At 53.0% G+C, this 24400-nt stretch carries 21 protein-coding genes and 1 pseudogene; 14 read left to right on the forward strand and 8 right to left on the reverse strand.

The genetic code is table 11. From position 1 onward, the window contains the following. Positions 1-79 precede the first annotated feature (79 nt). From pdxJ to BLV85_RS03550, 5 genes are all read left to right on the forward strand, one after another. A complete protein-coding gene (gene pdxJ / locus BLV85_RS03525; RefSeq protein ID WP_090412193.1) occupies positions 80-805 on the forward strand; it encodes a pyridoxine 5'-phosphate synthase in 726 nt (241 codons plus the stop codon). Continuing rightward, on the forward strand, positions 802-1179 hold the full coding sequence (acpS, locus tag BLV85_RS03530; RefSeq protein WP_090412195.1) for a holo-ACP synthase: 378 nt from the start codon (positions 802-804) through the stop codon (positions 1177-1179). The genes pdxJ and acpS overlap by 4 nt, the downstream gene beginning before the upstream one ends. 2 nt (positions 1180-1181) lie before the next feature. Then, positions 1182-2207: a beta-N-acetylhexosaminidase gene (gene nagZ, locus BLV85_RS03535; protein ID WP_090412197.1), complete on the forward strand. Its 1026-nt coding sequence runs from the start codon at positions 1182-1184 to the stop codon at positions 2205-2207. Positions 2208-2423: 216 nt separating this feature from the next. Beyond that, entirely contained in the window at positions 2424-3884 is a 1461-nt protein-coding gene (gene lpdA / locus BLV85_RS03545) for a dihydrolipoyl dehydrogenase (protein WP_090412201.1), read from the forward strand. A gap of 107 nt (positions 3885-3991) precedes the next feature. After that, complete coding sequence (locus BLV85_RS03550; RefSeq protein ID WP_090412203.1) at positions 3992-4402, forward strand: hypothetical protein; 411 nt, start codon at positions 3992-3994, stop codon at positions 4400-4402. Positions 4403-4438: 36 nt separating this feature from the next. On the opposite strand, the gene ampD is transcribed toward BLV85_RS03550, so the two are convergent. After that, positions 4439-5050 (reverse strand): 1,6-anhydro-N-acetylmuramyl-L-alanine amidase AmpD, encoded by a 612-nt coding sequence (ampD, locus tag BLV85_RS03555; protein WP_090412206.1) that lies wholly within the window; start codon positions 5048-5050, stop codon positions 4439-4441. A gap of 254 nt (positions 5051-5304) precedes the next feature. Here ampD and tmk point away from each other — a divergent pair, with 254 nt between their 5' ends. After that, the gene (gene tmk, locus BLV85_RS03560; RefSeq protein ID WP_090412208.1) at positions 5305-5946 is read left to right on the forward strand and encodes a dTMP kinase; all 642 of its coding nucleotides are present in this window, start codon (positions 5305-5307) and stop codon (positions 5944-5946) included. Beyond that, positions 5943-7004, forward strand: coding sequence for a DNA polymerase III subunit delta' (holB, locus tag BLV85_RS03565; RefSeq protein WP_090412210.1), 1062 nt, complete (start codon positions 5943-5945; stop codon positions 7002-7004). The genes tmk and holB overlap by 4 nt, the downstream gene beginning before the upstream one ends. Positions 7005-7012: 8 nt before the next feature. Here the strand turns inward: holB and BLV85_RS03570 are convergent, their stop codons facing one another. Continuing rightward, entirely contained in the window at positions 7013-7492 is a 480-nt protein-coding gene (locus BLV85_RS03570) for a hypothetical protein (protein ID WP_090412212.1), read from the reverse strand. 106 nt (positions 7493-7598) lie between these two features. On the opposite strand from BLV85_RS03570, the gene BLV85_RS03575 reads away from it, so the two are divergent. After that, positions 7599-10346 carry a PD-(D/E)XK nuclease family protein gene (locus BLV85_RS03575; RefSeq protein WP_090412214.1) on the forward strand — a complete coding sequence of 916 codons (2748 nt, stop codon included), beginning with the start codon at positions 7599-7601 and terminating at the stop codon, positions 10344-10346. Positions 10347-10781: 435 nt separating this feature from the next. Next, positions 10782-14210, forward strand: a complete 3429-nt coding sequence (locus tag BLV85_RS03580) for a UvrD-helicase domain-containing protein (RefSeq protein WP_176973911.1) — start codon at positions 10782-10784, stop codon at positions 14208-14210. A gap of 18 nt (positions 14211-14228) precedes the next feature. Here the strand turns inward: BLV85_RS03580 and BLV85_RS15620 are convergent, their stop codons facing one another. Together BLV85_RS15620 and lpxK are read right to left on the reverse strand one after the other, a co-directional pair. Next, complete coding sequence (locus tag BLV85_RS15620) at positions 14229-14411, reverse strand: Trm112 family protein (RefSeq protein ID WP_245725083.1); 183 nt, start codon at positions 14409-14411, stop codon at positions 14229-14231. 24 nt (positions 14412-14435) lie between these two features. Beyond that, positions 14436-15722, reverse strand: a pseudogene (gene lpxK, locus BLV85_RS03585) (tetraacyldisaccharide 4'-kinase); the annotation flags it as partial. Positions 15723-15806: 84 nt separating this feature from the next. Between lpxK and BLV85_RS03590 the strand changes: the two are divergent. The 5 genes from BLV85_RS03590 to BLV85_RS03610 are packed head-to-tail and all read left to right on the forward strand — an operon-like array spanning position 15807 to position 19725. Beyond that, positions 15807-16058, forward strand: a complete 252-nt coding sequence (locus BLV85_RS03590; RefSeq protein ID WP_090412278.1) for an acyl carrier protein — start codon at positions 15807-15809, stop codon at positions 16056-16058. 7 nt (positions 16059-16065) lie between these two features. Beyond that, positions 16066-16905, forward strand: a complete 840-nt coding sequence (locus tag BLV85_RS03595) for a hydrolase 2, exosortase A system-associated (protein WP_090412220.1) — start codon at positions 16066-16068, stop codon at positions 16903-16905. After that, positions 16902-17771 carry a hydrolase 1, exosortase A system-associated gene (locus BLV85_RS03600; RefSeq protein WP_090412280.1) on the forward strand — a complete coding sequence of 290 codons (870 nt, stop codon included), beginning with the start codon at positions 16902-16904 and terminating at the stop codon, positions 17769-17771. The genes BLV85_RS03595 and BLV85_RS03600 overlap by 4 nt, the downstream gene beginning before the upstream one ends. Further along, complete coding sequence (locus BLV85_RS03605) at positions 17765-19021, forward strand: glycosyltransferase (RefSeq protein WP_245725080.1); 1257 nt, start codon at positions 17765-17767, stop codon at positions 19019-19021. Before BLV85_RS03600 ends, BLV85_RS03605 begins: the two co-directional genes overlap by 7 nt. Next, on the forward strand, positions 19021-19725 hold the full coding sequence (locus BLV85_RS03610; protein WP_090412222.1) for a tetratricopeptide repeat protein: 705 nt from the start codon (positions 19021-19023) through the stop codon (positions 19723-19725). The genes BLV85_RS03605 and BLV85_RS03610 overlap by 1 nt, the downstream gene beginning before the upstream one ends. Here BLV85_RS03610 and BLV85_RS03615 read toward each other — a convergent pair. From BLV85_RS03615 to BLV85_RS03630, 4 genes are read right to left on the reverse strand one after another with little or no spacing between them, the layout of a single operon-like run. After that, positions 19716-21221, reverse strand: coding sequence for a Ni/Fe hydrogenase subunit alpha (locus BLV85_RS03615; RefSeq protein WP_090412224.1), 1506 nt, complete (start codon positions 21219-21221; stop codon positions 19716-19718). The two genes, BLV85_RS03610 and BLV85_RS03615, sit on opposite strands and share 10 nt — an antisense overlap. Then, positions 21214-21756: an NADH-quinone oxidoreductase subunit B family protein gene (locus tag BLV85_RS03620; RefSeq protein WP_090412226.1), complete on the reverse strand. Its 543-nt coding sequence runs from the start codon at positions 21754-21756 to the stop codon at positions 21214-21216. Before BLV85_RS03620 ends, BLV85_RS03615 begins: the two co-directional genes overlap by 8 nt. Next, a complete protein-coding gene (locus BLV85_RS03625; protein ID WP_090412284.1) occupies positions 21749-22495 on the reverse strand; it encodes a 2Fe-2S iron-sulfur cluster-binding protein in 747 nt (248 codons plus the stop codon). The genes BLV85_RS03620 and BLV85_RS03625 overlap by 8 nt, the downstream gene beginning before the upstream one ends. Positions 22496-22545: 50 nt before the next feature. Continuing rightward, a complete protein-coding gene (locus BLV85_RS03630) occupies positions 22546-24309 on the reverse strand; it encodes an NAD(P)H-dependent oxidoreductase subunit E (protein ID WP_090412228.1) in 1764 nt (587 codons plus the stop codon). Between the last annotated feature and the right edge of the window lie 91 nt (positions 24310-24400).

Here is a 24400-nt window from a genome sequence, read left to right on the forward strand (position 1 = left end):
TATGCGCGTATCGGAATGTAAAGTCGCTTTTTTGTAAATGCTTGTGGATGTCAATGAGTAATCAACTGAGGACGTTAGTATGATAGCTTTGGGTGTGAATATCGATCACGTGGCGACATTGCGACAAGCGCGAGGCACTATTTACCCCAGTCCAGTCGAGGCGGCGTTGATCGCCGAACAGGCAGGCGCAGATGCGATTACCCTGCACCTGCGTGAGGATAGACGTCATATCCAGGACCGGGATGTGGAAATTTTGCGTGAGCGACTGACAACCCGCATGAATCTGGAAAGTGCAGTAACCGATGAAATGATTGCCTTTGCCTGCCGAATCAGGCCGCATGATGTGTGTCTGGTGCCTGAGCGACGCGAGGAATTGACGACCGAGGGTGGGTTGGATGTTATCCGGCATTTCGAGCAAATCAAGCATGCATGCGCATGTCTGGCACAGGCCGGGGTTCGAGTTTCATTATTCATCGATGCCTTGCCCGAGCAAATCGATGCTGCAGTCAAGGCCGGTGCGCCGGTGATCGAGTTGCACACCGGCCGCTATGCAGATGCCCAGAACGCTAATGAGCAGCAAGCCGAATTGGAAAAAATCCAGGCAATGGTCGCTTACGGCCTAAGTCAAGGATTGCAAGTGAACGCCGGGCATGGATTGCATTATCAGAATACCAAGCCGATCGCGATGATATCAGGTGTGTCGGAACTGAATATCGGTCACGCTATTGTTGCGCATGCCCTGTTTGTCGGGTTTGCCAAGGCCGTGCAAGAAATGAAAACGCTCATTCAGGAAGCCGGTGCATGATCTATGGTATCGGGACCGATTTGGTTGATCCGGCACGCATTGCACGTTCTCTCGAACGTCACGGCGAACGGTTTGCCAAGCGTGTGTTGGCCGAGCCCGAATGGTCCGATTATACGGAAAACACCAAGCCTGCCCTCTTTCTGGCGAAGCGCTTCGCTGCCAAAGAGGCGTTTTCCAAGGCGGCTGGCACGGGGCTGCGTGCACCGGTTGTGTTTGAGAATATCGTCGTTTTGCATGATGCGCTGGGAAAGCCTTATTTTGAGTTTTTCCCTGAATTGGCCGATTGGATCGAACAGCGTGGCATCATCGGCCATCATCTTTCCATCAGTGATGAATTAACCTTGGCCAGCGCTTTCGTCATTCTGGAGAAATGAGCATGTCACTGGGCCCGGTCATGCTCGATGTCGCGGGAATGGAACTGTCGGTGAATGACCGTGCCCGATTGTTGCATCCGCTGGTGGGAGGAGTGATTCTCTTTGCCCGCAATTATGCATCACCCGCGCAATTAGTCGAATTAACTGCAGCGATCCATGCCCTGCGCACCCCGCCCTTGCTGATTGCGGTGGATCAGGAGGGAGGAAGGGTTCAGCGCTTCCGGGAAGGTTTTGCGCGTCTGCCTGCTATGCGTGAACTGGGCGCTGCCTGGGACCAGCATCCGCACCAGGCGCGACAGCTTGCCTGGCAAACTGGGTATGTACTGGCTTCGGAGTTAAAGGCGTGCGGAGTCGATCTGAGCTTTGCTCCGGTGCTTGACTTGGATCATGGGCAAAGTTGTGTGATTGGCGATCGAGCGTTTCACCGCAAGCCGCAGGCAGTGGCTGAACTGACTCATGATCTGATGCGCGGCATGAAGGCGGCGGGTATGATGGCAGTAGGCAAGCATTTTCCGGGGCATGGCGCAATTCAGGCGGATACACATGTCGAGATGGCAGTCGACCGACGTCCATACGTGGATATTGAAATGGAAGATTTGATTCCCTTTCGCCAGATGATTGGTTATAGGTTGCCTGGCATCATGGCCGCCCATGTCATTTATCCTCGGGTCGACACCTACCCGGCCGGCTTTTCCCGAGTATGGTTGCAAGACATTCTGCGCCAAACGCTTTATTTTGAGGGCTGCATTTTCAGCGATGACTTAAGCATGCAGGCGACGCATAGCTATGGTCGCATTGAGCAGCGCGCCAGGCAGGCGCTGCAAGCCGGTTGTGATATGGTGCTGGTCTGCAATGATGCCGAGGCTGCGGACCAGCTGCTCGCTTCGCTGACATGGGGCTTATCCGCCACCAGTGTGGCAAGGCTGGCTCGCATGCGAGGGGCGCGTGCCAAGTATGCTTGGTCCCGGCTGCATGAACGCGAGCAGTTTATCCGGGGAGTAAGGGCAATCAGCGCTATCGCTGAGTAGGCGAACAAGACACTGCTGCTTGTAAACATGCAAATTTTGTTGGCTGTTGCTGGAAATCCTGAAAAACGTGGTAGCAGGCAGAGTGGTGCATTGCGAGCACGGCTCGCAGAATTCAAACCATTCCGGATAGCGCGCTGTGATGCGCCTCGCGATGGATGGAACGATGCAGTGTTTCCCAAAAACTTATTTTTAATTAACTTGCTTATTCAATAGATCATGGATAAAACATTCGATGTGGCGGTCATTGGTGCGGGTCCAGGTGGTTATGTGGCGGCTATCCGTTGTGCACAACTGGGTCTTGATACGGTGTGTATAGATGATTGGAAAAACGGGCAAGGCAAGCCGAGTCTGGGTGGTACCTGTCTCAACGTGGGGTGCATCCCTTCCAAGGCATTGCTCGAGTCTTCTGAGAATTATGCGCGTGCTGGGCACAAATTCGCTGAACATGGAATCAAATTGAATGCACTTTCAGTGGATGTGCCGACCATGATTGCGCGCAAGGATAAAATTGTCAGAGCCTTTACTGGCGGCATCGCGATGCTGTTCAAGAAAAACAAGGTGACTTCGTTGCATGGCCGGGGTAAATTGTTGAAACATGATGACGGCGGGAGCGCCTGGACAATTCAGGTTAATAACGATGACAAAGAGTCTTCGATTCTAGCCAAGCATGTCATCATTGCGACAGGTTCTTCGCCGCGCGAGTTATCGGTTGCGCCTGTTGACAATGTCAAAATCTTTGACAACGCCGGTGCATTGGCCTTGCAAGAAATACCGCAACGGCTTGCCATCATTGGTGCCGGTGTCATTGGCCTGGAGCTGGGGAGTGTCTGGCGCAGACTCGGTGCAGAAGTGACATTGCTGGAGGCGCAACCAGAATTCCTGCCAGCGGTAGACGAGCAGGTCGCCAAGGAGGCGCTGAAGAGCCTGACGCGTGAGACCGGATTGGTCATTCAAACCGGCGCTGAAATTCAGTCGGTTAAAGCCAGTCAGGACAGTGTTGGCATTGAATATACCGATCACGAGAAGCATGCCCAGAAATTGGTGGTGGATAAGTTGATCGTGGCTGTGGGGCGCGTACCCAATACCGATGGCCTGGGTGCGGATGAGGCTGGATTGAAGCGCGATGAGCGTGGCTATATTGCAGTCGATGAATATTGCCGCACCAATCTGCCAGATGTTTATGCAGTGGGCGATGTCGTCAGGGGCCCCATGCTGGCGCACAAGGCTTCCGAGGAGGGTGTGGCGGTTGCAGAATGGATTGCATCCAAGCGGGATGGCTCTCCTGATGCGGCGGCCAAGGTCGATCTTGGCATCATGCCATGGGTGATTTATACCGCACCGGAGATTGCCTGGGTAGGCAAGACCGAACAGGCGCTCAAGGCGGAAGGCATTGCCTATAAGGCTGGTCAGTTTCCATTCATGGCCAATGGCCGGGCGCGTGCACTTGGAGAAACTACCGGATTTGTAAAAGTGCTGGCAGATGCTGAAACTGACCGTATTCTGGGGGTGCATATGATTGGCCCCTATGTTTCGGAAATGATTGCCGAGGCTGTGGTTGCCATGGGATTTGCTGCCAGTAGTGAGGACTTGGCGCATATTGTGCATGCACATCCCTCTCTGTCGGAGGTGTTGCATGAAGCTGCCCTGGGCGTGGCCAATCGGGCACTCCATATTTAGGGCTCGTTAATGAATAACTTGGACATACTCAAGTTATTTATCAACGAGCCCTTAAGTCATCACTGTTCAGCCGGCCCAGTTTTTACATTGATTATTGGGGGAGAGACATGAAATCGATCCTTATTGGCTTATTATGGGTGTCTTTCTCGGCATTGGCAGCCCCGCCCGAGATAGCAAAGCAGATTCATGAACTGGAAGCGACCGTGATGCGCTTGCAGCAAGAGCAGCAAACAGTATTTCAGCAATTCCAGATGTTGCGGGAACTGCGGCAGCATGAAGTGCTGCGGGAGGACGAGGCGATTATGCACCAAGGTGGAGTGGTCGAGGGGGGGGAGTTCCCCAAGCACGAAGATATGATCAAGCGTCAAAAGGAACGTTACGATCAGATACAGCGCTATGCAGTTGATTTAAAAGAACTCTACGCGCGCTATCAGGAGCTGGAGAGCGAAAGGCGGTTGCTGATCGAGCAATTGAACGGGCTCAGGTTGGAGGCAGAGCTTCCTGTCGAGGTGGAGTGACTGTTTCTACCTCATTGCTTGGCGCTTCAGCTGCAATTAAGCGCAACTATTTTGAATATCGCTGGCTTGCAACTGGATGCCGGAGGGTTCTATTTTCCGGCAAGGATGTGTTTGGGCCAGCAATTGCTGATAGCCTTGCCAATCAAAATAGGGACCGGGATCGGTCTTGCGCTGCGGTGCGATGTCGGCATGCCCAACGATGTGGTCGATAGGATAGGCTGACAGCAATGTCCGAGTGATCTTGGCCAGTTGCGTATACTGGATCGGCGTGAACGGTATATCGCCGCTTCCTTCCAGTTCGATCCCGATCGAGAAATCGTTACAGTGGGCCAGTCCTTGCCAGCAGGAAGTGCCAGCATGCCAAGCGCGCATTGCGCATGACACGAATTGAATGATTTCGCCATTACGACGAATGAAGAAATGGCTGGAAACTTTGAGGTCTTTCAGTGACTGGTAATAAGGGTGGGCCAGCGGATCGAGCTGATTGGTGAACAATTCAATGACGCCATTGCCATTGAATTCGTCCGGCGGCAGGCTGATGTAATGAATGACCAGCAAACTGATCACGCTTCCGGCTGGGCGCGCATCGCAATTAGGTGAAGTGATGCGATTTGCGGATTCGAGATAACCGGCTGCGTCGATTTGCATGTTTGTTTTCCAGTTTCAGCTAGGAGGCTGTCCGAGGATTGCGATCGTAGCGAGGGCGAAGCTGGCTGAGCGGGATTTTTAGATCATTTGAGGCGAATAGTAGTTCTATTCAACGAAAAGGATCGAAAAATCCAGCCTGGCAGGTTCGTCCGTAGTAGATCAGTCTATTCTCGGACAGCCTCCTAGCAGATTCCATAAAATGTCCTCAAAGGGGCAGGCTGATTTTATCAATAAACTCTAATTGAGCGGTTATTTTGCAGAACGGAAAATTTATTACCCTGGAGGGCATCGATGGGGCGGGCAAGAGCACGCATCTGGCCTGGCTGGAAGACTACTTGTGCAGCAAGGGGGTGAAGGTGGTCGTGACGCGCGAGCCGGGTGGGACGGCAGTGGGCGAGCAATTGCGCGCACTGCTATTGGACCAGCGCCATACGATGCACGCTGAGACCGAGGCATTGTTGATGTTTGCCGCCAGGCGTGAGCATCTGGATAAAATCATCCTGCCCGCCATCCAGCGCGGTGACTGGGTGGTTTCAGATCGTTTCAGCGATGCGAGTTTTGCCTATCAGGGGTGCGGCAGGGGCGTTGCCTGGGAAAAGCTGGTGCTGCTCGAACAGTGGGTGCAGGAGGATTTTTATCCAGACCTGACCGTCTATATCGACGTGCCGGTAATGCTGGGCCGTGAACGGGTCAATTCAGTCAAGGCCGCTGATCGCTTCGAAAGTGAGACCGATGCTTTTTTTGACCGAGTCCGGACGGGCTATCTTGAGCGCGTGCGGCAATTTCCTCAGCGCATGCAGATCCTGGATGGCAGCCTGCCGCTGGACGAGGTCAGGGCCGCGCTCGCTGGCGTTATGGAGCATTTCTGGTTGAATCAGGCACTGCACGAGAAGTGAGAACCTCGGCGATCTATCCCTGGCAGCAGACACTCTGGCAGCAGGTCAGGCGACAAGGTGTTCCCAGAGCGCATGCGCTCTTGTTGAAAGGGCGGCCAGGCCTTGGCAAGCTGGCCTGGGCGTTCAGTCTGGCCAAGGCCATGTTGTGCGAGCAGGTCGATCAAGCAGGCAGGGCGTGCGGACATTGCACGGGTTGCCGCTGGTTCGAGCAGGGACAGCATCCCAACTTCCGTTTGCTGGAACCAGAAGCATTGTCACTATCAGCGGACGAGGTGGGTAATGAAAGCAGGGCAAGCAAGCCGGATGCGACGACGGATGCCAAATCCAGGAAAAAGCCAAGCCAGCAGATCGGTGTCGCGCAAATTCGCATCCTGGATGATTTTATCTACCTGAGTGGCCATCAGGATCGTTTCAAGTTGGTGTTGATATCCCCTGCCGAAGCGATGAATACTGCTGCCGCCAATGCATTGCTGAAGAAATTGGAGGAACCGCCGCCGAATGTGCTGTTTATTCTAGTCACGCACCGCGCGCAGACCATACCTGCCACAATCCGGAGCCGCTGCCAGCAGATTGCAATGCCACAGCCAGAGCGCAGGTTGGCGCATGATTGGTTGGTGCAACAAGGTGTGCAGCACCCCGATTACCGTCTTGCTCTGTCAGGTTATGCGCCTTTGTTGGCATTACAGTATGACGAAGATTATTGGGTACAGCATACGGATTTCGTGCGGCATGTTGCCAGTCCCAAAGAACTCGATCCCATTGAGCTGGCAGAAAAATTACACAAACTGGATTTGTCCAGCATTGTCAGCTGGTTGCAAAAATGGTGCTACGATCTGATGAGCTGTCGTATGACAGGAAGCATTCGTTATCATCTCGCACAAGAGGCGGCCATCAAAAGACTGGCAGCGGCTATCGATCCGGCAGATATGGCTTTCTTATGGCGCGACCTGATTGCCTTGCAGCAACTGGCGCGCCATTCGCTCAACGCTAAACTGTTTGTTGAGGAGATGTTGCTTACCTACATCAATTCAGTTGTTCCCAAAGGTATCCAACCCTAGATGGCGCTTTACCATTCGACGCACTGGCTTCTGTCATGGTCGACACTGCAGGACCATAATGTTCTGTGAATGCTTCCTGCGCGATTGAACAGGTGATCTGCTTTTTGTGCCTTCAGCTGTTCTGCCGTGGGAGTGAGTTTTTCGGGTATGAAATATTCCTGAATCCAGAAGCGTATCCTGCAAAATTCGGGTTCCTTGGAACAGAGTTTGGTGATGGCTGCACTATAGACAGTCTTGTCCATTTGTCTGTCCTTGTCGACCAGAACCATGTGGACAAATTTGCCGGATTTGCCCATTTCCAGGCTACGCACGAGCCGCCAGCCAATACCACTTGGCAGCTGTTTTTCGTCTGCCGTTTCGGTTGCAGACGTTGTTTGTGATAAAGCCTGATCGGATGATTCCTGCTCCCCGGCTTGCCCAGAAAAAACCAGGCCTGACCAAGATATTGCCATGGCAACGAGCAGTCCATTCCAAATTGTTTTGTTCATTGATTCTCCTGATAATGACTATTTATAGTATTGAAGTGCAGCATTTTACATCGTTACGTATTTGCTGTTAGTTTGTGGATACGCGCCTGCCAGATTTTCAATTGCTATGAAGAATTCAGCCATAATTGCCCATCCACTTAATCCTCAACAGAGCAACGTTGCCGATATTATCCAGAGATTGGAGCATAGTGCAACGATTGTGACGGGAAACCAGCGCCTTGCACGCAATTTTCGCCAGATTTTTGATCAGGCAAAAATTTCGTCGGGACAGAGAGCCTGGCCTGCCCCGGATATTTTACCGTGGAACGCTTGGTTGCAGAGATTATGGCAGGAGGCGATCGTTAATGGCAAAACCTCGGTTAGCGGATATTTGCTTGCCGCGCATCAGGAACGTCATATCTGGCAAGAGGCTCTCGTAGAATGCGCACCCGATTTCTCGTCGCATGCTGTTGATCAGGTAATTGCGCGCCTCATGGATGCTTGGCAGATGATGTGGGCCTGGTGCCTGCCATTCGGAGCTGAAAGCTTCGATTACAACGCCGATAGCCAGTTGTTCCGGAAGGTGCTAACCGGCTTTCGAGCCAGATGCCGAGAAAATGATTGGCTGACCTTTGCCGAATTGCCTGAAGCACTGCAAGAAAATTTCCGATGTGGCACCCTGCAGTTGCCGAATGAGTTGGTGCTGCTTGGTTTCGATGAACTGACACCGCAACAATCATCGCTTTTGCAAGTGATCGTACAGGCGAGGTGTCCGGTTCAATGGTTGCGGTTGCCGGGACAAGTGGCGCGGGTGACCAAGATTGGCTGTGCAGATGGCCGTAGCGAGGCCCGGCTTGCCGCATGCTGGATTCGCCAGTGCCTGGAAGACCATCCGGCAGCAAGCATCGCGCTGGTTGTGCCAGAGCTGGCTGCGCAGCGCGAAATGGTGTGCCAGGCGCTCGATGAAGTCCTGTTGCCGCAGGCTTTGCAGCCGGGCAATCATGCGCTTGAACGCCCCTATAACCTGTCTTTGGGTAAACCGCTTAGCCACTTTCCGCCTGTCAGCATGGCACTCGATATGCTTGGCCTCTCTGATTCGGTTACCGAGTATGCGCAGATCAGCCGGCTACTGCGTTCGTCGTTCATCGCAGGCTGGGAGCAGGAACAGAGTGCACGTGCCTTGCTGGATGTACGCTTGCGTGAAACGGGCGAGTGGGGCACTGCTCTGCAGACGCTATTGGATCATGCATCCTGTGCCGGTCAACCATATGCTTGTCCCTTGCTGGCGCATCACCTGACGGCAGTGCTGAGATTGATTCAGACGCGACCGCTCTCGGCCAGTCCGGGGAGATGGGCACAATGGTTTGAACAGTACTTGAAGGTGGCGGGTTGGCCAGGCGGCCACACATTATCCAGTGGAGAGTATCAGGTGGTGCAGGCATGGTGGACACTGGTGAGTCAATTCGCAATGCTGGATTGGGTGGCCCCAGCCATGAGTTGGGAGACAGCGCTTGATCGACTGACACAAATGGCAGTCAGCACGGTTTTTCAGCCTGAGTCCAGGTCAGCGCCGGTGCAGGTGCTCGGGCTGCTTGAAACCAATGGGTTGCAGTTTGATTATTTGTGGATCATGGGGCTCCATGCTGGGGCATGGCCCACGGCCCCCCGGCCGAATCCTTTTATTCCTTTACCTTTGCAACGATCGGCCGGCTTGCCACATTCGAGCGCACAGCGTGAATTGCAAGTGGCTGAAGCGGTGCTGGGGCGGATTACCGAAAGCGCTGGCACCATCATGCTTAGCTACCCGCAGCAGAACGGGGATGAAGTGTTGAGCGCCAGTTCGTTGATTGAGACTGTTCCAGAGCTGACAGGCGAAACGCACGCGATGTATCGGATGCTGGCTTGGCGGGAAATCGTGCATCAGAGTAGGCGCCTGGTTACATTCGAAGTTGATCCAGCGCCACCTCTTGATAAAATTAATATTGCGGGCGGTAGCCGGGCATTCAAATTGCAGGCAGCATGCCCTTTCCTGGCCTTTGCCGAGTTGCGGCTGGGTGCCCGTCCACTGGGCAAGACGCAGATCGGCTTGAATGCGATGGTACGTGGCAACCTTTTGCATCGGGTGATGGAAATGGTATGGGGTGAGTTGGCAGCATGGGATGCCTTGAACACCGCGCCACGGGCACAGCTGGATAAGCTGGTGGCAAGCAAAGCGCATGCCGCTATCAACGAGATTGCACCCTCTTTCCCGCAAACGTTTAGTAAGCGATTGCAGAGGCTTGAGGCAGACCGGCTGAGCCGTCTGACGCAAGCCTGGCTTGAACTGGAGAAAAGCCGCCCACCTTTTCATGTGCTGGCTCGGGAGAAAGAAACCGAGTTGACCCTGGGAGGGGTAAATGTTCGCCTTAGAATTGACCGCATCGATCAGCTGGCAAGCGGTGATAAACTGCTTATCGATTATAAGACTGGCCCGGTCAAGCCAGGGCAATGGTTCGGTGAGCGTCCGGATGAACCGCAATTGCCCCTATACAGCCTGGTTTATGCCGATGGACTGGCAGGCATTGCATTTGCCCAAATCAGAATTGGCAATCTCGCATTCAAGGGGGTCGCTCAGGAAGAGGGCTGCGTGCCAGGTGTCAGCGCTTTCAAACAGCTGGAACCGACGCGTGATTGCGCGAACTGGGCTGAGGTGGTGGCCAATTGGCGCCAGACATTGGAAAAACTCGGGCAGGATTTCTGTGCTGGCAGGGCGGAGGTGGCGCCGAAACAAAAGTCGATCACATGTGCCCATTGTGCACTCAAGCCTTTGTGCAGGATCAATGACTTATCGTGGATTTCCGATGCTGACAACGATGCGATATTGGATGACTGCTGAACAAATATCGATTGATTTTCTGCGTTAACAAGCATTGGGCGCAGTGATGCCGTGGATTTTATGATTTATCCAGCGCATGACTCAGCCCGTATCGGCAAATTTGATCTGATGCAAATCACATTGCTGACTCCAGTGATCTACGCCGGCTATGTGGATACAAGAACAAATTACAACGTTTCAGTTTGGATCCAGGAAAATGAGAAAAATGGCTAGGAGGCTGTCCGAGAATAGACTGATCTACTGCGGACGAACCTGGCTGGCCGGATTTTCCGGTCCTTTTCGTTAAATAGAACCACTATTCGCCTCAAATGATCGAAAAATCCCACTCAGCCAGCTTCGCCCTCGCTACGATCGCTATTCTCGGACAGCCTCCTAGATTCCGGCATTCCTGCAGGCTTTTGCCGGAATGCTCGGCCAAGCTGTCTGATGTGCGCCATGGTTGCTGACCAAGCGGCGCGTCTGCAGGCGCTTGATCCGTCTTGTTCTTTCATCGTCCAGGCGCCAGCCGGATCGGGTAAAACAGGCTTGTTGACGCAGCGTTTTCTGGTGCTGCTCGCCACGGTCGATGAGCCCGAGGAAATAATTGCTATTACCTTTACGCGCAAAGCTGCCAGCGAGATGCGGCAGAGAATTACCCAGGCGTTACGGGATGCAAGTTGTTTACCAGCGCCTGAGGATGCCTATGCACAGCAGACCTGGCAGCTGGCCAGATCTGTCCTGATGCGTGATCAGGCGCTGGATTGGCAATTGTTGCGCAATCCCTCCCGCTTGCGGATTCAGACCATAGATGCCCTGTGCGCGCAGCTTGTGAATCAGATGCCAGTGCATTCTAAGCAAGGCGGGGTGCCTGCAGTTGCGGAGGATGCGGATGGGCTGTATCTGGAAGCTGCCCGGCTGACGGTTCTTGCGCTGGAGGGAGAGGGTGAATGGTCGGCTGCCGTCGCTCATTTGATTCAGTATTTAGATAACCGTCTGGACAAATTACAGCGGTTGATTGCAGATATGCTGGCGCGGCGGGATCAATGGCTGCACCATTTGGCCGGCATCACAAATGCCGATGCAATCCGTAAACGCCTGGAATCAGCGTTGACCGACCAGATCACGGCCGCGATGCGGACGCTGGCCGAGAATGCGCCTGTCGAATACCGGATGGAACTGGTTGATTTGGCACGCTTTGCCGCAAGCCAACTCGCGGCTGATGCAAGCCAGAACAAAATCGTTCATTGCGAATGCTTGCAGGAATGGCCGGGCTGGCGTATCAAGGACCGTCTATATTGGGAAGGACTGGCGGCGTTGTTGCTCACCCAGGCCGGGGCGTGGCGCAAGCAAGTGACCAAGAATGAAGGTTTTCCGGCAGCGACTTCGGTGCGCGCCATTGAAGTAAAAAAACAGTTGGAGGAGATGAAGCGGCGGATGCGTGCTGTGCTGGCCGGATTGCAGGGCCAAGAATCGTTCCGCCAGCAACTGCTGTCACTCAGGCGGCTGCCGCCAGAGGGATACACCGATAACGAGTGGGAAACCCTGCAGGCGTTGTTCAGATTGCTGAAAGTGGCCGCAGGTTATTTGACGCTGGTATTTCAGGAACGCGGACAAGTCGATTTCGCAGAAATTACCATGGCCGCCATTCACGCATTAGGGGAACCGGATGCGCCGACGGATCTGGCGCTGGCACTCGATTACCGGATGCGCCATGTGCTGGTTGATGAATTTCAGGACACTTCCTTCAACCAATCGGAATTACTCGCCCGGCTGACTGCCGGCTGGCAATCTGGAGATGGCCGGACGCTGTTTCTAGTCGGTGATCCCATGCAATCGATTTACCGTTTCCGGCAGGCGGAAGTCGGTTTGTTTCTCGATATCCGAGATCGTGGTTTTTTTGGCCAGATTCCAGTCAAATTTCTGCGGCTCTCGGTCAACTTCCGTTCTCAACGTGGAATTGTTGATTGGGTCAATCAGTATTTTCCCAGGATATTGCCGTACTTGGATGATGTCAGCACCGGCGCAGTCTCCTATGCCTCGGCCGAAGCTTCCCATCCACTCTCTCATGATAAGGCGGTGACGGTATACCCTTGTTTGCAGAGGGACGATGTGGCCGAAGCAGAACAGGTTGTCACCATTGTGCAGCAAGCGAAGAAAATGCAGCCAGATGGCAAAATTGCCATACTTGTGCGCACTCGTTCACATCTGGCCAGTATCGTGCCGCGCCTCAGGCAGGCGGGCTTACGCTTCCAGGCAGTCGAGATCGAACACCTGGCGGAACGGCCGGTGATTCAGGACTTGACTGCGCTCACACGCGCATTATTGCACCCGGGTGATCGTATTGCCTGGCTTGCGGTGTTGCGCGCGCCTTATTGTGGGTTGTCCTTGCAAGATATGTATTTCATTGCGGGCAAGGATGCTGGACATATCGTGGTCGATTCGCTGCATGAGCCTCAACGTTTGGCAGCGCTCAGTGCAGAGGGCTGTCAGCGCTTGCAGCGGGTGCTCCCGGTTCTGGACTGCGCGCTGGCTACGCGTGATCAAATATCGCTCAGGAGAAGTGTGGAGGGTGCCTGGATACAATTGGGTGGACCGGCGTGTGTGCCGGATGAAACCGATCTGGCGGATGCAGAGGTTTATTTCCAGTTGCTCGAAAAATTGGATGAGACGGGTCACCGGCCTGATGTGCAGGAACTGGATGAGCGGCTTGCGCAATTATATGCTCTGCCGGATGTTGCTGCCGATGACGGATTGCAAATCATGACTTTGCATAAGGCCAAGGGATTGGAATTCGATACGGTCGTTCTGCCTGGCTTGGGCAGGCAGCCCAGGCGTGACCAGGAAAAATTGCTCAACTGGCTGGAACGCCGTGCGCGATCGGGTGCCCTTGATCTGTTGTGCGCGCCGATCAGTGCGCCAGGAGGTGACAAGAATCCCATCTCGGCCTATCTCTTGTCCATTGAAAAACACAAGGCGGCTTTGGAAGATGCCCGGCTGCTGTATGTGGCTGTGACGCGGGCGAAGCATCATTTACATCTGCTTGGGCACATATCAGCCAAGACCGATTCACAGGATGAAGCCATGCCCGTGCCAGCGGCTGATACGCTGCTTGCAAAATTATGGCCGGCGGTCGTGACCGATTTCCAGGCGCGGCTGAATGCTGAAACAGCGGCTCAAGCTACGGAGCAATCATGCACCGAAACGCAGCCAGGTTTTAATGGACGTGTCTGTCTGGCCGCTGACTGGCATCCTCCCGGCACGCCGCCTGCCATACAGCTGCCTGTTGTGCGGCAGCCGACGAATCTGGCTGTTGAATCAGTTGATTTCAATTGGGCCGGAGAGCCCGCCAGGCTGGTGGGATTGGTGGTTCATCGCCTGCTCCAGCGTATCGGAATGACCGGGATCGAGGCGCTGGAGCAGCATGATCTGTCCCGTTTGGAATATGCCGGGCGATCCTTGCTAAGGCAATTGGCTATTGAGCCGCAATATCTCGATGCGGCAGCGCAGCAGGTTGCTGTGGCGCTCAAGGCGATATGTGTGGACGATCCGGTGGGTCGATGGATTCTAAGTGGCCGGCATGTGGACATGCATTGTGAGTGGGCATTGTCTGTATCGGGAAATGGGGCAGAGGCATCCCTGAACACCATCGATCGATCGTTTGTCGATGCGGCAGGCACGCGTTGGATTATCGACTATAAAACCGGCACCCATACCGGGAGTGGGATCGAGGAATTTATCGACCGGGAGCAATTGCGTTATCGTTCGCAGTTGGAGCGTTATGCGGAGATACTGTCTCAAATGGAGAATCGCCCTATCCGGTTGGGTATCTATTTTCCATTATTGAGCAAATGGCGGGAATGGGCTTACCCACCGCATTCAACTTAGTACCTCCGGTTACAGCATTTATTCAATTTTTTCTTCAGGGGATAGTTGCCTGGCTTCATCTTCCAGCATGACGGGAATGCCATCCTTGATGGGATAGGCCAATCGATCTGGCTTGCAGATTAGTTCCTGTTTGTCTTTTTTGTAAATCAAGGGCCCTTTGCATAAAGGACAGACAAGAATATCCAGAAGTTTTGGATCCATAAATTTTTCTCTCAATTTTTCTAATATCACGTCACGTAGTCCAAGATCAACCATATTTTCCTGTTGCAGAACCCAGATACGTTCGTCATGCATATCCAGGCATTTTACTGCATCCTCTTCCGGCATCAGGATTATTTCCGCATCATCGAGCTCAAAATTCTCCTTGACGAACGGATGTCCGCTTGGGAAGGTATGGGGGGTGGTCGCCAATCTCAGAAATTTCAGATTGTCCAGGAAAGTTTGTGTATCGGGACCGCTGGTTATCGCATGGATACGCTTGCCGTCAAATCCATCGGCACGGGATATCCGCGTAGGGTGTGCCAGGTTGACGAAATATTCTTCTGCCGGGTTGATTTGGAACAATCTGGTTTGTTCGCCCAAATCGGGTGCGCGCCTTATATTTCCTGCCAGTACAACCGCATCTGAGTGTTCCAGGCGAGCGAAGTTGTCCTTCAATGGTCCAGCGGGCATGGTCAGCCCGTTTCCGAAATTCAGGGTATTGGTATCCACTACCACGATTTCGAAGTCACGGTGCAGGCGGAGATCCTGTAGGCCATCATCGCAGATAATGACATTGCATTCGGGGTGAGCTTTCAGCAGCGCATTGGCTACCGCAATCCGGTCATAGCCGATCCATACCGGGCAGGCGCCGTCAATATAAAGAGCGAGTAATAGGGATTTGCTGCCAGTCAGATTGACATTGCTATCGATTGTTACTGCCATCGGTGGGCGATAATTGTCAGGATAGCCGCGGCCAATGATGCCGGGGCGCAAACCAAATGCTTTCAGGAATTTGACGATCCAGAGAACGAGGTCGGCCTTTGTGGCGCTTCCGGCCGTGAGACTGTCGATCACGATGACAGGAATGGGCAAATGCACGGAGGGCAGTACCGCTCGGTGATACAGAACCCGGCGAATCAGCTGGAATAAAGCAAACAATAAACTTACTGGCCATAAAAACAGATGCAGCGGCGTAATCCGCTGCCAGTATAATTCGGACCAATTCATATGGTGCGCCTTAAGTGAAAATCTATATCGTAACCGTCTATGGCAACTGTAGCATTGAACAAACCTGTGATTCAACGCCACAGAATGGATTTTGGGGATGCTTGTTACACTCCCAGCCAGTACTAGAAGGTGATCATTTATATTAGTGTTAGTGCACCGAGCATTCAGCCTCGCTTTGAAGTTGCGGTGTTGTCTCGGATGTCTGATATTTGGATCAGTGGGTGCGTGATAATGTGCCCCTCTTCCAAGCTCATCGTTATTCCGAGCAGGATGAGCCGGAATGGGGACGGGAAATACCGCCATATATCATGGGCTAGTCCGTTATGTTTTTTTAGAAACTGGCTTAAAATGCCGCTGTGGCAGAATAACAATTTTTATGGAGCTATTATGCAGCATCTTGAAGCAGTTAAGGATATATTGGGGAATGTTCTGGGTCTCGGCGATAGAAAACAAGCGCTGACAGCAGATTCGGTGTTGCTTGGAAACATCCCTGAACTTGACTCGATGGCAGTCGTCAACGTGATTACTGCACTGGAAGAATATTTTGATTTCTCGGTCGATGACGATGAGATTAGTGCCCAGACTTTTGAGACGCTTGGAAGTTTGACCCGCTTTGTCGAGCAGAAGCTGGTACGTTAGAGCGCATATGGGACAATTGCCAGCCGAGCCGTTTTTTTTAGATGCCTCGCCGGGAAGGCGGTTCTGTCTTTACCATCCACCTGCGAGACAGCTGGCCGAAAACAGCGCATTTCTCTATATACATCCTTTCGCTGAGGAGATGAATAAATCCAGGCGTATGGCTGCATTGCAGTGCAGGGCATTTGCGGCACTGGGGTTGGGTGTCCTGCAAATGGATTTGTATGGTTGCGGGGATAGTGAGGGAGATTTCGGTGATGCGGCCTGGGAAATATGGCGGAACGATATCACACTTGCCGGGCAGTGGTTGATTGACAAGGGTTACGATTCGATTCATTTGTGGGGACTGAGACTGGGTACCTTGCTCGCACTGGATTGCGCGAGGCATGCGAAAGGGGATTTTGGCAACCTTGTCCTATGGCAACCGGTGATTACCGGGCAATCGTTCTTGACACAATTCTTGCGCTTGAAACTCGTCAATGAATTAATGGCAAAAAACGGGAACCAGGGCATGAATGTGCAAGCATTGCGTGAAATCCTAAAGTCTGGCCAGGCGCTTGAAATAGCCGGCTACACGCTTGCGCCCAGTATGGCAAGCGCCATTGATAATTTGAGAATGCATGAGTTGATCGTAGACAGCAGTGTTATCAACTGGCTTGAAATCATACCGTACGAAGGGCGCAAGCTTTCGCCAGCAAGTGAATCTGTCTTGGAAGCCTGGAACCAGTTTGGTCTTAGGCCCAAGGTTGAACTGATTGTGGGGCAGCCGTTTTGGGCAACTCAGGAAATTAGTCAATGTCCGGCATTGATCGCAGCCACGACCATGTTATTTTCAGGGGCCGGTTCATGAGCTTTCAGGAGAAAGCGGTGCGAATCCAGTGCCAGGGTTCATGGCTTTATGGAGTTATAAGCATGCCGCAACAGCCTGCTGCCCGAGGTGTGCTGGTTGCGGTGGGCGGGCCGCAGTATCGCGCAGGGAGCCATCGCCAGTTTGTGCTGCTGGCTCGTTATCTGGCGGAACAGGGGATAGCGGTAATGCGTTTCGATTTTCGTGGAATGGGAGACAGCGATGGAGACACAAGGACATTCGAAGATGTCGGGCAAGATCTATCCGCTGTGATCGATTTTTTTACCAACGAGTGCGCGTTTCTGAAGGATGTGGTGATATGGGGTTTGTGTGATGCAGCTTCTGCTGCGCTTTTTTATGCGCATCAGGATCGGCGTGTCAGCGGCCTGGTGCTTTTGAATCCATGGGTCAGGACTGAGCAGGGTATTGCCAAAGCATATCTCAAGCATCATTATGCAACGCGCCTGTTTCAGCTGGCGTTCTGGAAAAAGCTGATTTCCGGGAAATACGATCCAATCGCTTCCATTCGTTCGCTCTACAAAGTGATTAAGAGCCTCTTCATTAGTAAGCAAAGTAATGCAATCATCGAGGCAGGCGCCAATGCAACCAATCATGCCATCCCTTTGCCAGAGCGTATGCTGAAAGGACTGCAATGCTTTGAGGGAAAAAGCCTTGTCATCACGAGTGGTGATGATCTGACTGCGAGTGAATTTCTGGATTTGATCCATTCGTCCAATGATTGGCAAAAGACGCTAGAAGACAAAAAAGTGAAGTTTTTCCATATCCAGGATGCCAATCATACATTTTCCAAGCGTCAATGGCGTGACCAGGTAGCTGAATATACAGGAGACTGGCTACGATCATGGTGAAGCGCGTTTTGATGGTTGCCTACCACTTTCCGCCGCTGGGCGGCAGCAGCGGCATTCAGCGAACGTTGCGTTTCTCGCAATACTTGCCAGATCATGACTGGGAGCCGATCGTCTTGACTGCTCATCCGCGAGCATATTTGCGAACTGATGAGAGTCAGTTGACGGACATTGCCGGGCGTGTTCGTATCTACCGGGCCTTCGCACTGGATACGGCAAGGCATCTGGCATTGATGAACCGGTATCCACGTTTATTGGCGCTGCCAGATCGGTGGGTAAGCTGGTGGCTGGGTGCGGTGCCTAAAGGACTGTCGCTGATCAAGCGTTACAAGCCGGATATCATTTGGTCAACTTACCCTATCGCGACGGCACACCTGATTGCGCTCACTTTGCATCGCCTGACGGGTGTGCCGTGGATTGCTGATTTCAGAGATCCGATGGTACAACCGGATTATCCTCCCAATCCACTTACCTACCGTTCCTATCAGTGGATTGAACATAAGGTGATCAAGAACTGTTCGGCCGCTGTTTTTACGACACCCGGCACGTTGCAAGATTACCAGGCCAGGTTTCCGCATATTCCTGCATCGCGATTCCGGTTGATAGAGAATGGTTACGATGAATCAAGTTTTGCCAGTTTGGCGACAGCTGTTAAGACTGTCCGTGACGCTAAACAGATTGTCCTGCTCCATAGCGGGATTATTTATCCATCTGAGCGCGATCCAACCAATTTATTTGAGGCCTTATCCAGATTGCAGCGACAAGGCGTGATCGGTTCGGATAACCTTAATCTCATACTGCGCGCATCGCACCACGAGAAGTATCTCAGATCGCTGATCGATCGTTATGGGATAGGAACGATTGTCTCGCTGGCGCCTCCAATTCCTTACAGGGAAGCGTTGCAAGAAATGCTTGGAGTCGATGGGCTGCTGCTTCTGCAGTCCGCCAACTGTAACAATCAGATTCCCGCTAAATTGTATGAATACCTGCGTGCGCAACGTCCCATTCTGGCTTTGACAGATCCGGCCGGCGATACAGCAGCCAAACTTGAAAGTATGGAGGGCGGTATCGTTGCGCGGCTGGATTCCACCGATGCCATCATGGATGCGCTGAAGCGATTTATTATGTATTTAGGGGAGAATCGGGCGCCGATTGCATCATTGGATAAGGTGTTATCTAACTCAAGAGAGTCCACGGCTTTTACGCTAGCCAGACTGCTGGATACGATTATTGCATCCAATAGAAATAATTAATGTGGATATTTTGGGATAAGAAGAATTGGAGGGAATGTATGAAGTCTTTGTCAGCTTATATCCTGGTGATGCTGCTTGGGATTCCGTCTGCGGGAACAGCTGCAGGTAAGAATTTTTGTGGCGAGTTGTATGGTACCAGTTTTGGGCCATTTGATTATCTCGAGCGGTTTAATCTTGGAAAGCAGCTAACTGTAGTTGAAGCGCATCACTTTACCTCTGATGTGGAGAATTTAGTCAAAGGAGAAAGCAGCTCTCTTGGGGGGGACTTGCATTATACGCTGCGCGTCTGGCCCAATCACCATCGTGCACTTGTTTCGCTTGCCAGACTCTCTATCAGAGATAAATCCACCCGCTTCCATGGATTAAAGTGGCCGGTGGAGTGTTATTTTGACCGGGCAATCCGTTTCAGTGCCACCGATGCCAAAGTCCGAACGATTTATGGTGGTTATTTGTCGCATCAGGGTAGAAACAAAGAGGCTGTCGAGCAACTGGAGGTGGCAATCAACCTTGAGCCAGATAATGTCACGGCACTGTACAACTTGGGGCTGCTGTATTTCAAGCTGAAGGATTACGACAAAGCTAACGATTTTGCCAATCGGGCGTATGCACTCGACTTTCCTTTGCCTGGTCTTAAAAACAAATTGATCAAGGCGGGCAAATGGCGGGAGTTGTCAGCGTATTCGAAACAGGAATCTCAGGACTGAGCGACCATCCGGCCATTTTGCTTGGTCATATGGTCGACCAGGTTACCCTGGTGGTCAATTAACTCCACCTGCAGCGGCATCTTCCCTAATGCGTGGGTGGCACAGGAAAGGCAGGGATCATAAGCGCGTACAGCGACTTCGAGGTGATTGAGCAAGGCCTCGGTGATGGTTTTGCCTTCCAGATAAGTATCGGCGACCACCCGAACGGATTCATTCATCGCCTGATTGTTGCTGGTGGTGGAAACGATCAGGTTGGCCTGGGTGATGAGTCCTTGTGTATCGATCTGGTAGTGATGAAAAAGGGTGCCACGCGGTGCTTCGATGACGCCTATCCCTTCGAGTTGTTTGGCTCCATGCTCGGCGAGCAGGTCGCAGCCGGTAATCTCCTCGTCCTGCAGTAACGCTTGTATCGATTCGGCGCAATGCAACATTTCGATCATGCGTGTCCAGTGATAGGCCAGCGTATCGTGTACGAATTTTCCTGCTTCGATCGCTTTGAAAGCTTGTCTTGCTGATTCCGCGAGCGGAGTGGTGATGGATGCGCATTGATTGATACGGGCCAGCGGACCGACCCGGTACCAGCCATGATCTTTACCCAAGCGACTCAGAAATGGGAATTTCATGTAACTCCAGCGCCGCACTTCTTCCTGCAAAATTTCCCGGTAATCGCAGTAGTCGAAATGGTCGAAGATGCGTTCGCCAGAGGATCGGCTTGCACGTAAGCCGCCATGGTAAAACTCCAGTTCTCCATGTCTGCCTGTCAGGCCCAGAAAAGGGGTGTGGAGCGTGGCAAACTGGCGATGCGCAGGGTGCGTCATATGAATCTGCTGATTGAGTGTGACAGCTTCCTGGCACCAGGTAACGATAGGTTCAATTTCAGCGAGTAATCCATCGCGTTCTGCAGGAAAGAGCGGTTTGTTCATGCCGCCAGCCATCGTGGCTGCGCCATGAATACGCTTGCCCGTAATCGCCTGGATGATTTGCTGGCCAAATTTGCGCAACCTGATGCCCTTCATCCCGATGTCCGGGTAATCTGCCAATACGCCAACGATATTCCGCCGTTCGGGATGGCTGCCAAAGCCAAATAATAAATCGGGGGAAGAAAGGTGAAAGAAATGGAGTGCGTGAGATTGCAGGATCTGCCCAAAATGCAACAGACGTCTAAGTTTCAGCGCGGTTGGTGTCAGTTCATCGACACCGACTAGCTGGTCGACTGCCTTGGCTGCGGCAAGCTGATGACTGATCGGGCAGATGCCGCATAAACGTTGTACGATAAAGGGAACTTCCCAGTAGGGTCGGCCCTGAATGAATTTTTCAAACCCGCGAAACTCGACGATATGAAAGCGTGCTTCGTAGATATGACCGGCTTCGTCCATGAGCAGCGTTATTTTGCCATGTCCCTCGACGCGCGTGACGGGATCGATGACGATGCGCCGCGTGCCTGACGGCGTGGGGGGGCGTTGCGCGCCGTTTGGTGTTGCGCTGTCTTCAGTCATAATGGAGGGTTTCTCTGGGTAATTCGGGCGTTTTGCCTTGGAGCAGTGCCTCAAAGAAATGAAGGAAGGTATCTGCCGAGGGCGGGCAACCAGGCAGATAATAATCGATTTTTACGATCTCGCCGACTGGATAGACCTTGTCCAGTAACAAGGGCAACTCTATATCATCCGGGATGCGTGGGTTGACGATTCCGGTGCCATGCAGATACACCTCTTCCAGGCACTCCTGGAGGCTATATTGATTGCGCATTGCGGGCACGCCGCCATTGATCGCGCAGGCACCCACTGCGACCAGAATGCGGCAATTGGCACGAAATTGCCTTAAGACCTCGGCATTCTCTGCGTTACATACGCCGCCTTCGATCAGGCCGATATCACAGTTGCCAATGGTCTTGATGTCCGTAAGCGGAGAGCGGTCGAAACTGGCATGCTCGAGCAAAGCTTCCAGGCGCTCATCCATGTCTAGAAAAGACATATGGCAACCGAAACAGCCGGCCAGGGAAGTTGTGGCAAGCTTAAGTTTTGAATTATTCATCGCGAGTAGCCGTAGTGTTGTGCGCCAGGATAACCTGTTCCAGGCCAATTTCATCGATCTTGTGCTGATCGAAAATACGTTGGCCGATCGGGGTCTGATAGCCCACTTCTTTGATCAGAATCGCGCCAACCGGGCATATGCGTGCAGCCAGGTCTTCCGGGGCGAGATCGCTCTCAGCCAGCTTGCCTGATGATGAATTGACGATGAGCTGCGCATCGAGCCCGCGCCCGGCAATCGCGAACACATGCTTGCCGTCGGCTTCCTGGCTCGCGCGCACACATAAACTGCACAGGATGCAGCGGTCACGATCGAGCCAGATTTGTGGATGAGAGGCATCCACCTCGCGTTGCGGGAAAAATTGCGGAAAATGATTGTCTTCCATGCCCAGGTGATAGGCCATGGCTTGCAAGCTGCAGTTACCGGTTTTTTCACAAGAGGGGCAGATATGATTGCCTTCGATGAAGAGCATTTGTGTGAGTGCTCTGCGGGCATCTGTCAATTCCTGGATTTCACTTTCGACAACGATATCTGGTTCGGCCAGGGTCGTGCAGGCGGCCACCTGGCGGGTGCCAATCTTGACTGTGCAAAGCTTGCAGTTGCCTTGTGGCGAGATTCCCGGGAAATGGCACAAATGGGGAATGTATGTTTTTGCAGCCAATGCGGCATCCATGATGGTCTGCCCCGGGCTGAACGGGATCTTGCAGTTATCCAGCGTGAATGATTGCTGATCGGTTGGCATGGTTCTGGTCTGGTTGATGAGGCGATTTATCCAATGCTGAATTCTCCGGATCAATATCCTGAGTCCAGGTGTGCCTTGCTGTCGTCGCGCCGTGTCAAGCGCCGCGCCTCGCTGAGCGCTGCATCCAAATCAAAATTCGGCGTGAAAGAGCGTGCGGCCAAGCGTTGTCCAAAAATTTCCGGAAAAGATTGCAAACTGTTCAAGATAGGATTGGCTGCGGTATGACCCAATCCGCAATGAGCATAACGTTGGACCAGATTGCTGGTTTCCCTGAGAGTCTGGATATCCAGGTGGGTGCCATGACCGGTGGCAATTTTTTCCAGATTATGTTTGAGCAGGGTCGTGCCCACCCGACAGGGTGTGCAAAAGCCGCAACTCTCATGCGCGAAAAATTTGGTGAAATTTTGAACTACTGTCATCATGTCGCGTGTTTCGCCAAACACCATGAATGAACCGCCAGTTGATAGATCTTCAAAGCCAATCTTGCGTTGAAAATCGGCCCGGCCGATCAGTGTGCCAGCTGGGCCTCCTATCTGCACGGCTTGCGTGTTCATGGCACCGCATTCTCGCAGGATTTGATGAACGGTGATGCCGAACGGATACTCATAGATGCCAGGCGCGGTGCAGTCGCCGCTGATGCTGAGCAATTTGCTGCCGCTTGATTCGGGCGTGCCCACAGATTTGAACCAATCGGCTCCATTGACAATGATGCTGGCAGCGGCCCAAAACGTTTCGACATTGTTTACCACAGTCGGCTGGCCGAGGTAACCCTGCGTGACAGGAAATGGCGGACGGTTGCGCGGTATGCCGGGTTTGCCTTCGAGCGATTCGATTAAGGCGGATTCTTCTCCGCAGATATATGCGCCTGCTCCAATCACGATGTCGACGTCAAACTCGAATCCTGGTTCACCCCCGATATTCTTTCCCAGCAGCCCCTGGCGGCGCTGTTGCGCCAGGGTGGTCTGCAAATGAGGGAGCAAGTAGCGGTACTCCCCGCGCAAATAAAGGAAGCCTTGGCGCGCACCGATAATGAAAGCGCATATGGCCATGCCCTCTAGCACTCTTTCCGCCTGTTGTTGCAACAGCCAACGGTCCTTGAATGTGCCCGGTTCCCCTTCATCTGCATTGCAGACCACATAGCGGGCATCGCCGGCCGCTGCCTTGCACAGACGCCACTTGCGGCCGGTTGCGAAACCGGCGCCACCGCGGCCACGTAATCCGGAGTGGGTAATAATCTCCAATGCGGCGTCTGTGCCCCGTGCCAAGGTGGTGCGTAATCCTGCACCGGGTACAAAGCTATCCTCCAACAACAGGTTTGTCTTGTGCACTGCGCTGTCGGTATGCATCCAGTCCTGCGGCCAGTTGTGAAGCGGTGCGGCAGTTTCGATCTGGTTGGCAAGGCGCTCGATTGAGGCACTTTCCAATCCCGTCAGCGGTTGTCCATTGACGAGCAACGATGCGCCATGATCACACATGCCGATGCAGGAAGTTTCGTGCAGACTGATTCTGCCGTCGGGGCGCGTTTGCCCAATCTGAACATTGAGCTTGTGGGCAAGCATTTGCAGTAAATTCTGCCCGGCTTGTTCGTATCCACAAGCCGGGCAGTTACTGAAAAACAAATGATAATCCCCGCAAGGCTCGGTTTGAAAAAAGGCGTAGAAAGCGACGACAGCCCTGACCTGGCTGACGGGCAGGCTGTACTGCGCTGCTATCCGGTGGATAGACTCGTCAGTGATGCATCGTTCGCGCTGCTGAATCATGTGCAGCGTATGCAACAGATGATCTTTCAACGGTGTGTCGCCATGTTTTTGCATGGGTTTCCTCGCGTGAAGGATTGTGCTCGCAGTCGCAGTTCACGACCTGTCTCGAAGGCGGCCCCAGCAGGCCGAATAAACTCGTTTTGCC

Origin of the sequence: Nitrosomonas halophila (assembly GCF_900107165.1) — a bacterium.
Classification (GTDB): Bacteria; Pseudomonadota; Gammaproteobacteria; order Burkholderiales; family Nitrosomonadaceae; genus Nitrosomonas; species Nitrosomonas halophila.

Bases quoted from the DNA above. Each gene is read 5' to 3' on its own strand.
- lpdA (WP_090412201.1), top strand. From the start codon at position 2,424: ATGGATAAAACATTCGATGTGGCGGTCATTGGTGCGGGTCCAGGTGGT.
- pdxJ (WP_090412193.1), top strand. From the start codon at position 80: ATGATAGCTTTGGGTGTGAATATCGATCACGTGGCGACATTGCGACAA.
- BLV85_RS03570 (WP_090412212.1), bottom strand. From the start codon at position 7,492: ATGAACAAAACAATTTGGAATGGACTGCTCGTTGCCATGGCAATATCT.
- BLV85_RS03625 (WP_090412284.1), bottom strand. From the start codon at position 22,495: ATGCCAACCGATCAGCAATCATTCACGCTGGATAACTGCAAGATCCCG.
- BLV85_RS03590 (WP_090412278.1), top strand. From the start codon at position 15,807: ATGCAGCATCTTGAAGCAGTTAAGGATATATTGGGGAATGTTCTGGGT.
- BLV85_RS03575 (WP_090412214.1), top strand. From the start codon at position 7,599: ATGAAGAATTCAGCCATAATTGCCCATCCACTTAATCCTCAACAGAGC.
- BLV85_RS03615 (WP_090412224.1), bottom strand. From the start codon at position 21,221: ATGACTGAAGACAGCGCAACACCAAACGGCGCGCAACGCCCCCCCACG.
- BLV85_RS03600 (WP_090412280.1), top strand. From the start codon at position 16,902: ATGAGCTTTCAGGAGAAAGCGGTGCGAATCCAGTGCCAGGGTTCATGG.
- BLV85_RS03620 (WP_090412226.1), bottom strand. From the start codon at position 21,756: ATGAATAATTCAAAACTTAAGCTTGCCACAACTTCCCTGGCCGGCTGT.
- ampD (WP_090412206.1), bottom strand. From the start codon at position 5,050: ATGCAAATCGACGCAGCCGGTTATCTCGAATCCGCAAATCGCATCACT.
- nagZ (WP_090412197.1), top strand. From the start codon at position 1,182: ATGTCACTGGGCCCGGTCATGCTCGATGTCGCGGGAATGGAACTGTCG.
- BLV85_RS15620 (WP_245725083.1), bottom strand. From the start codon at position 14,411: ATGGATCCAAAACTTCTGGATATTCTTGTCTGTCCTTTATGCAAAGGG.
- BLV85_RS03630 (WP_090412228.1), bottom strand. From the start codon at position 24,309: ATGCAAAAACATGGCGACACACCGTTGAAAGATCATCTGTTGCATACG.
- BLV85_RS03610 (WP_090412222.1), top strand. From the start codon at position 19,021: ATGTGGATATTTTGGGATAAGAAGAATTGGAGGGAATGTATGAAGTCT.
- BLV85_RS03550 (WP_090412203.1), top strand. From the start codon at position 3,992: ATGAAATCGATCCTTATTGGCTTATTATGGGTGTCTTTCTCGGCATTG.
- BLV85_RS03580 (WP_176973911.1), top strand. From the start codon at position 10,782: ATGGTTGCTGACCAAGCGGCGCGTCTGCAGGCGCTTGATCCGTCTTGT.
- BLV85_RS03605 (WP_245725080.1), top strand. From the start codon at position 17,765: ATGGTGAAGCGCGTTTTGATGGTTGCCTACCACTTTCCGCCGCTGGGC.
- BLV85_RS03595 (WP_090412220.1), top strand. From the start codon at position 16,066: ATGGGACAATTGCCAGCCGAGCCGTTTTTTTTAGATGCCTCGCCGGGA.
- acpS (WP_090412195.1), top strand. From the start codon at position 802: ATGATCTATGGTATCGGGACCGATTTGGTTGATCCGGCACGCATTGCA.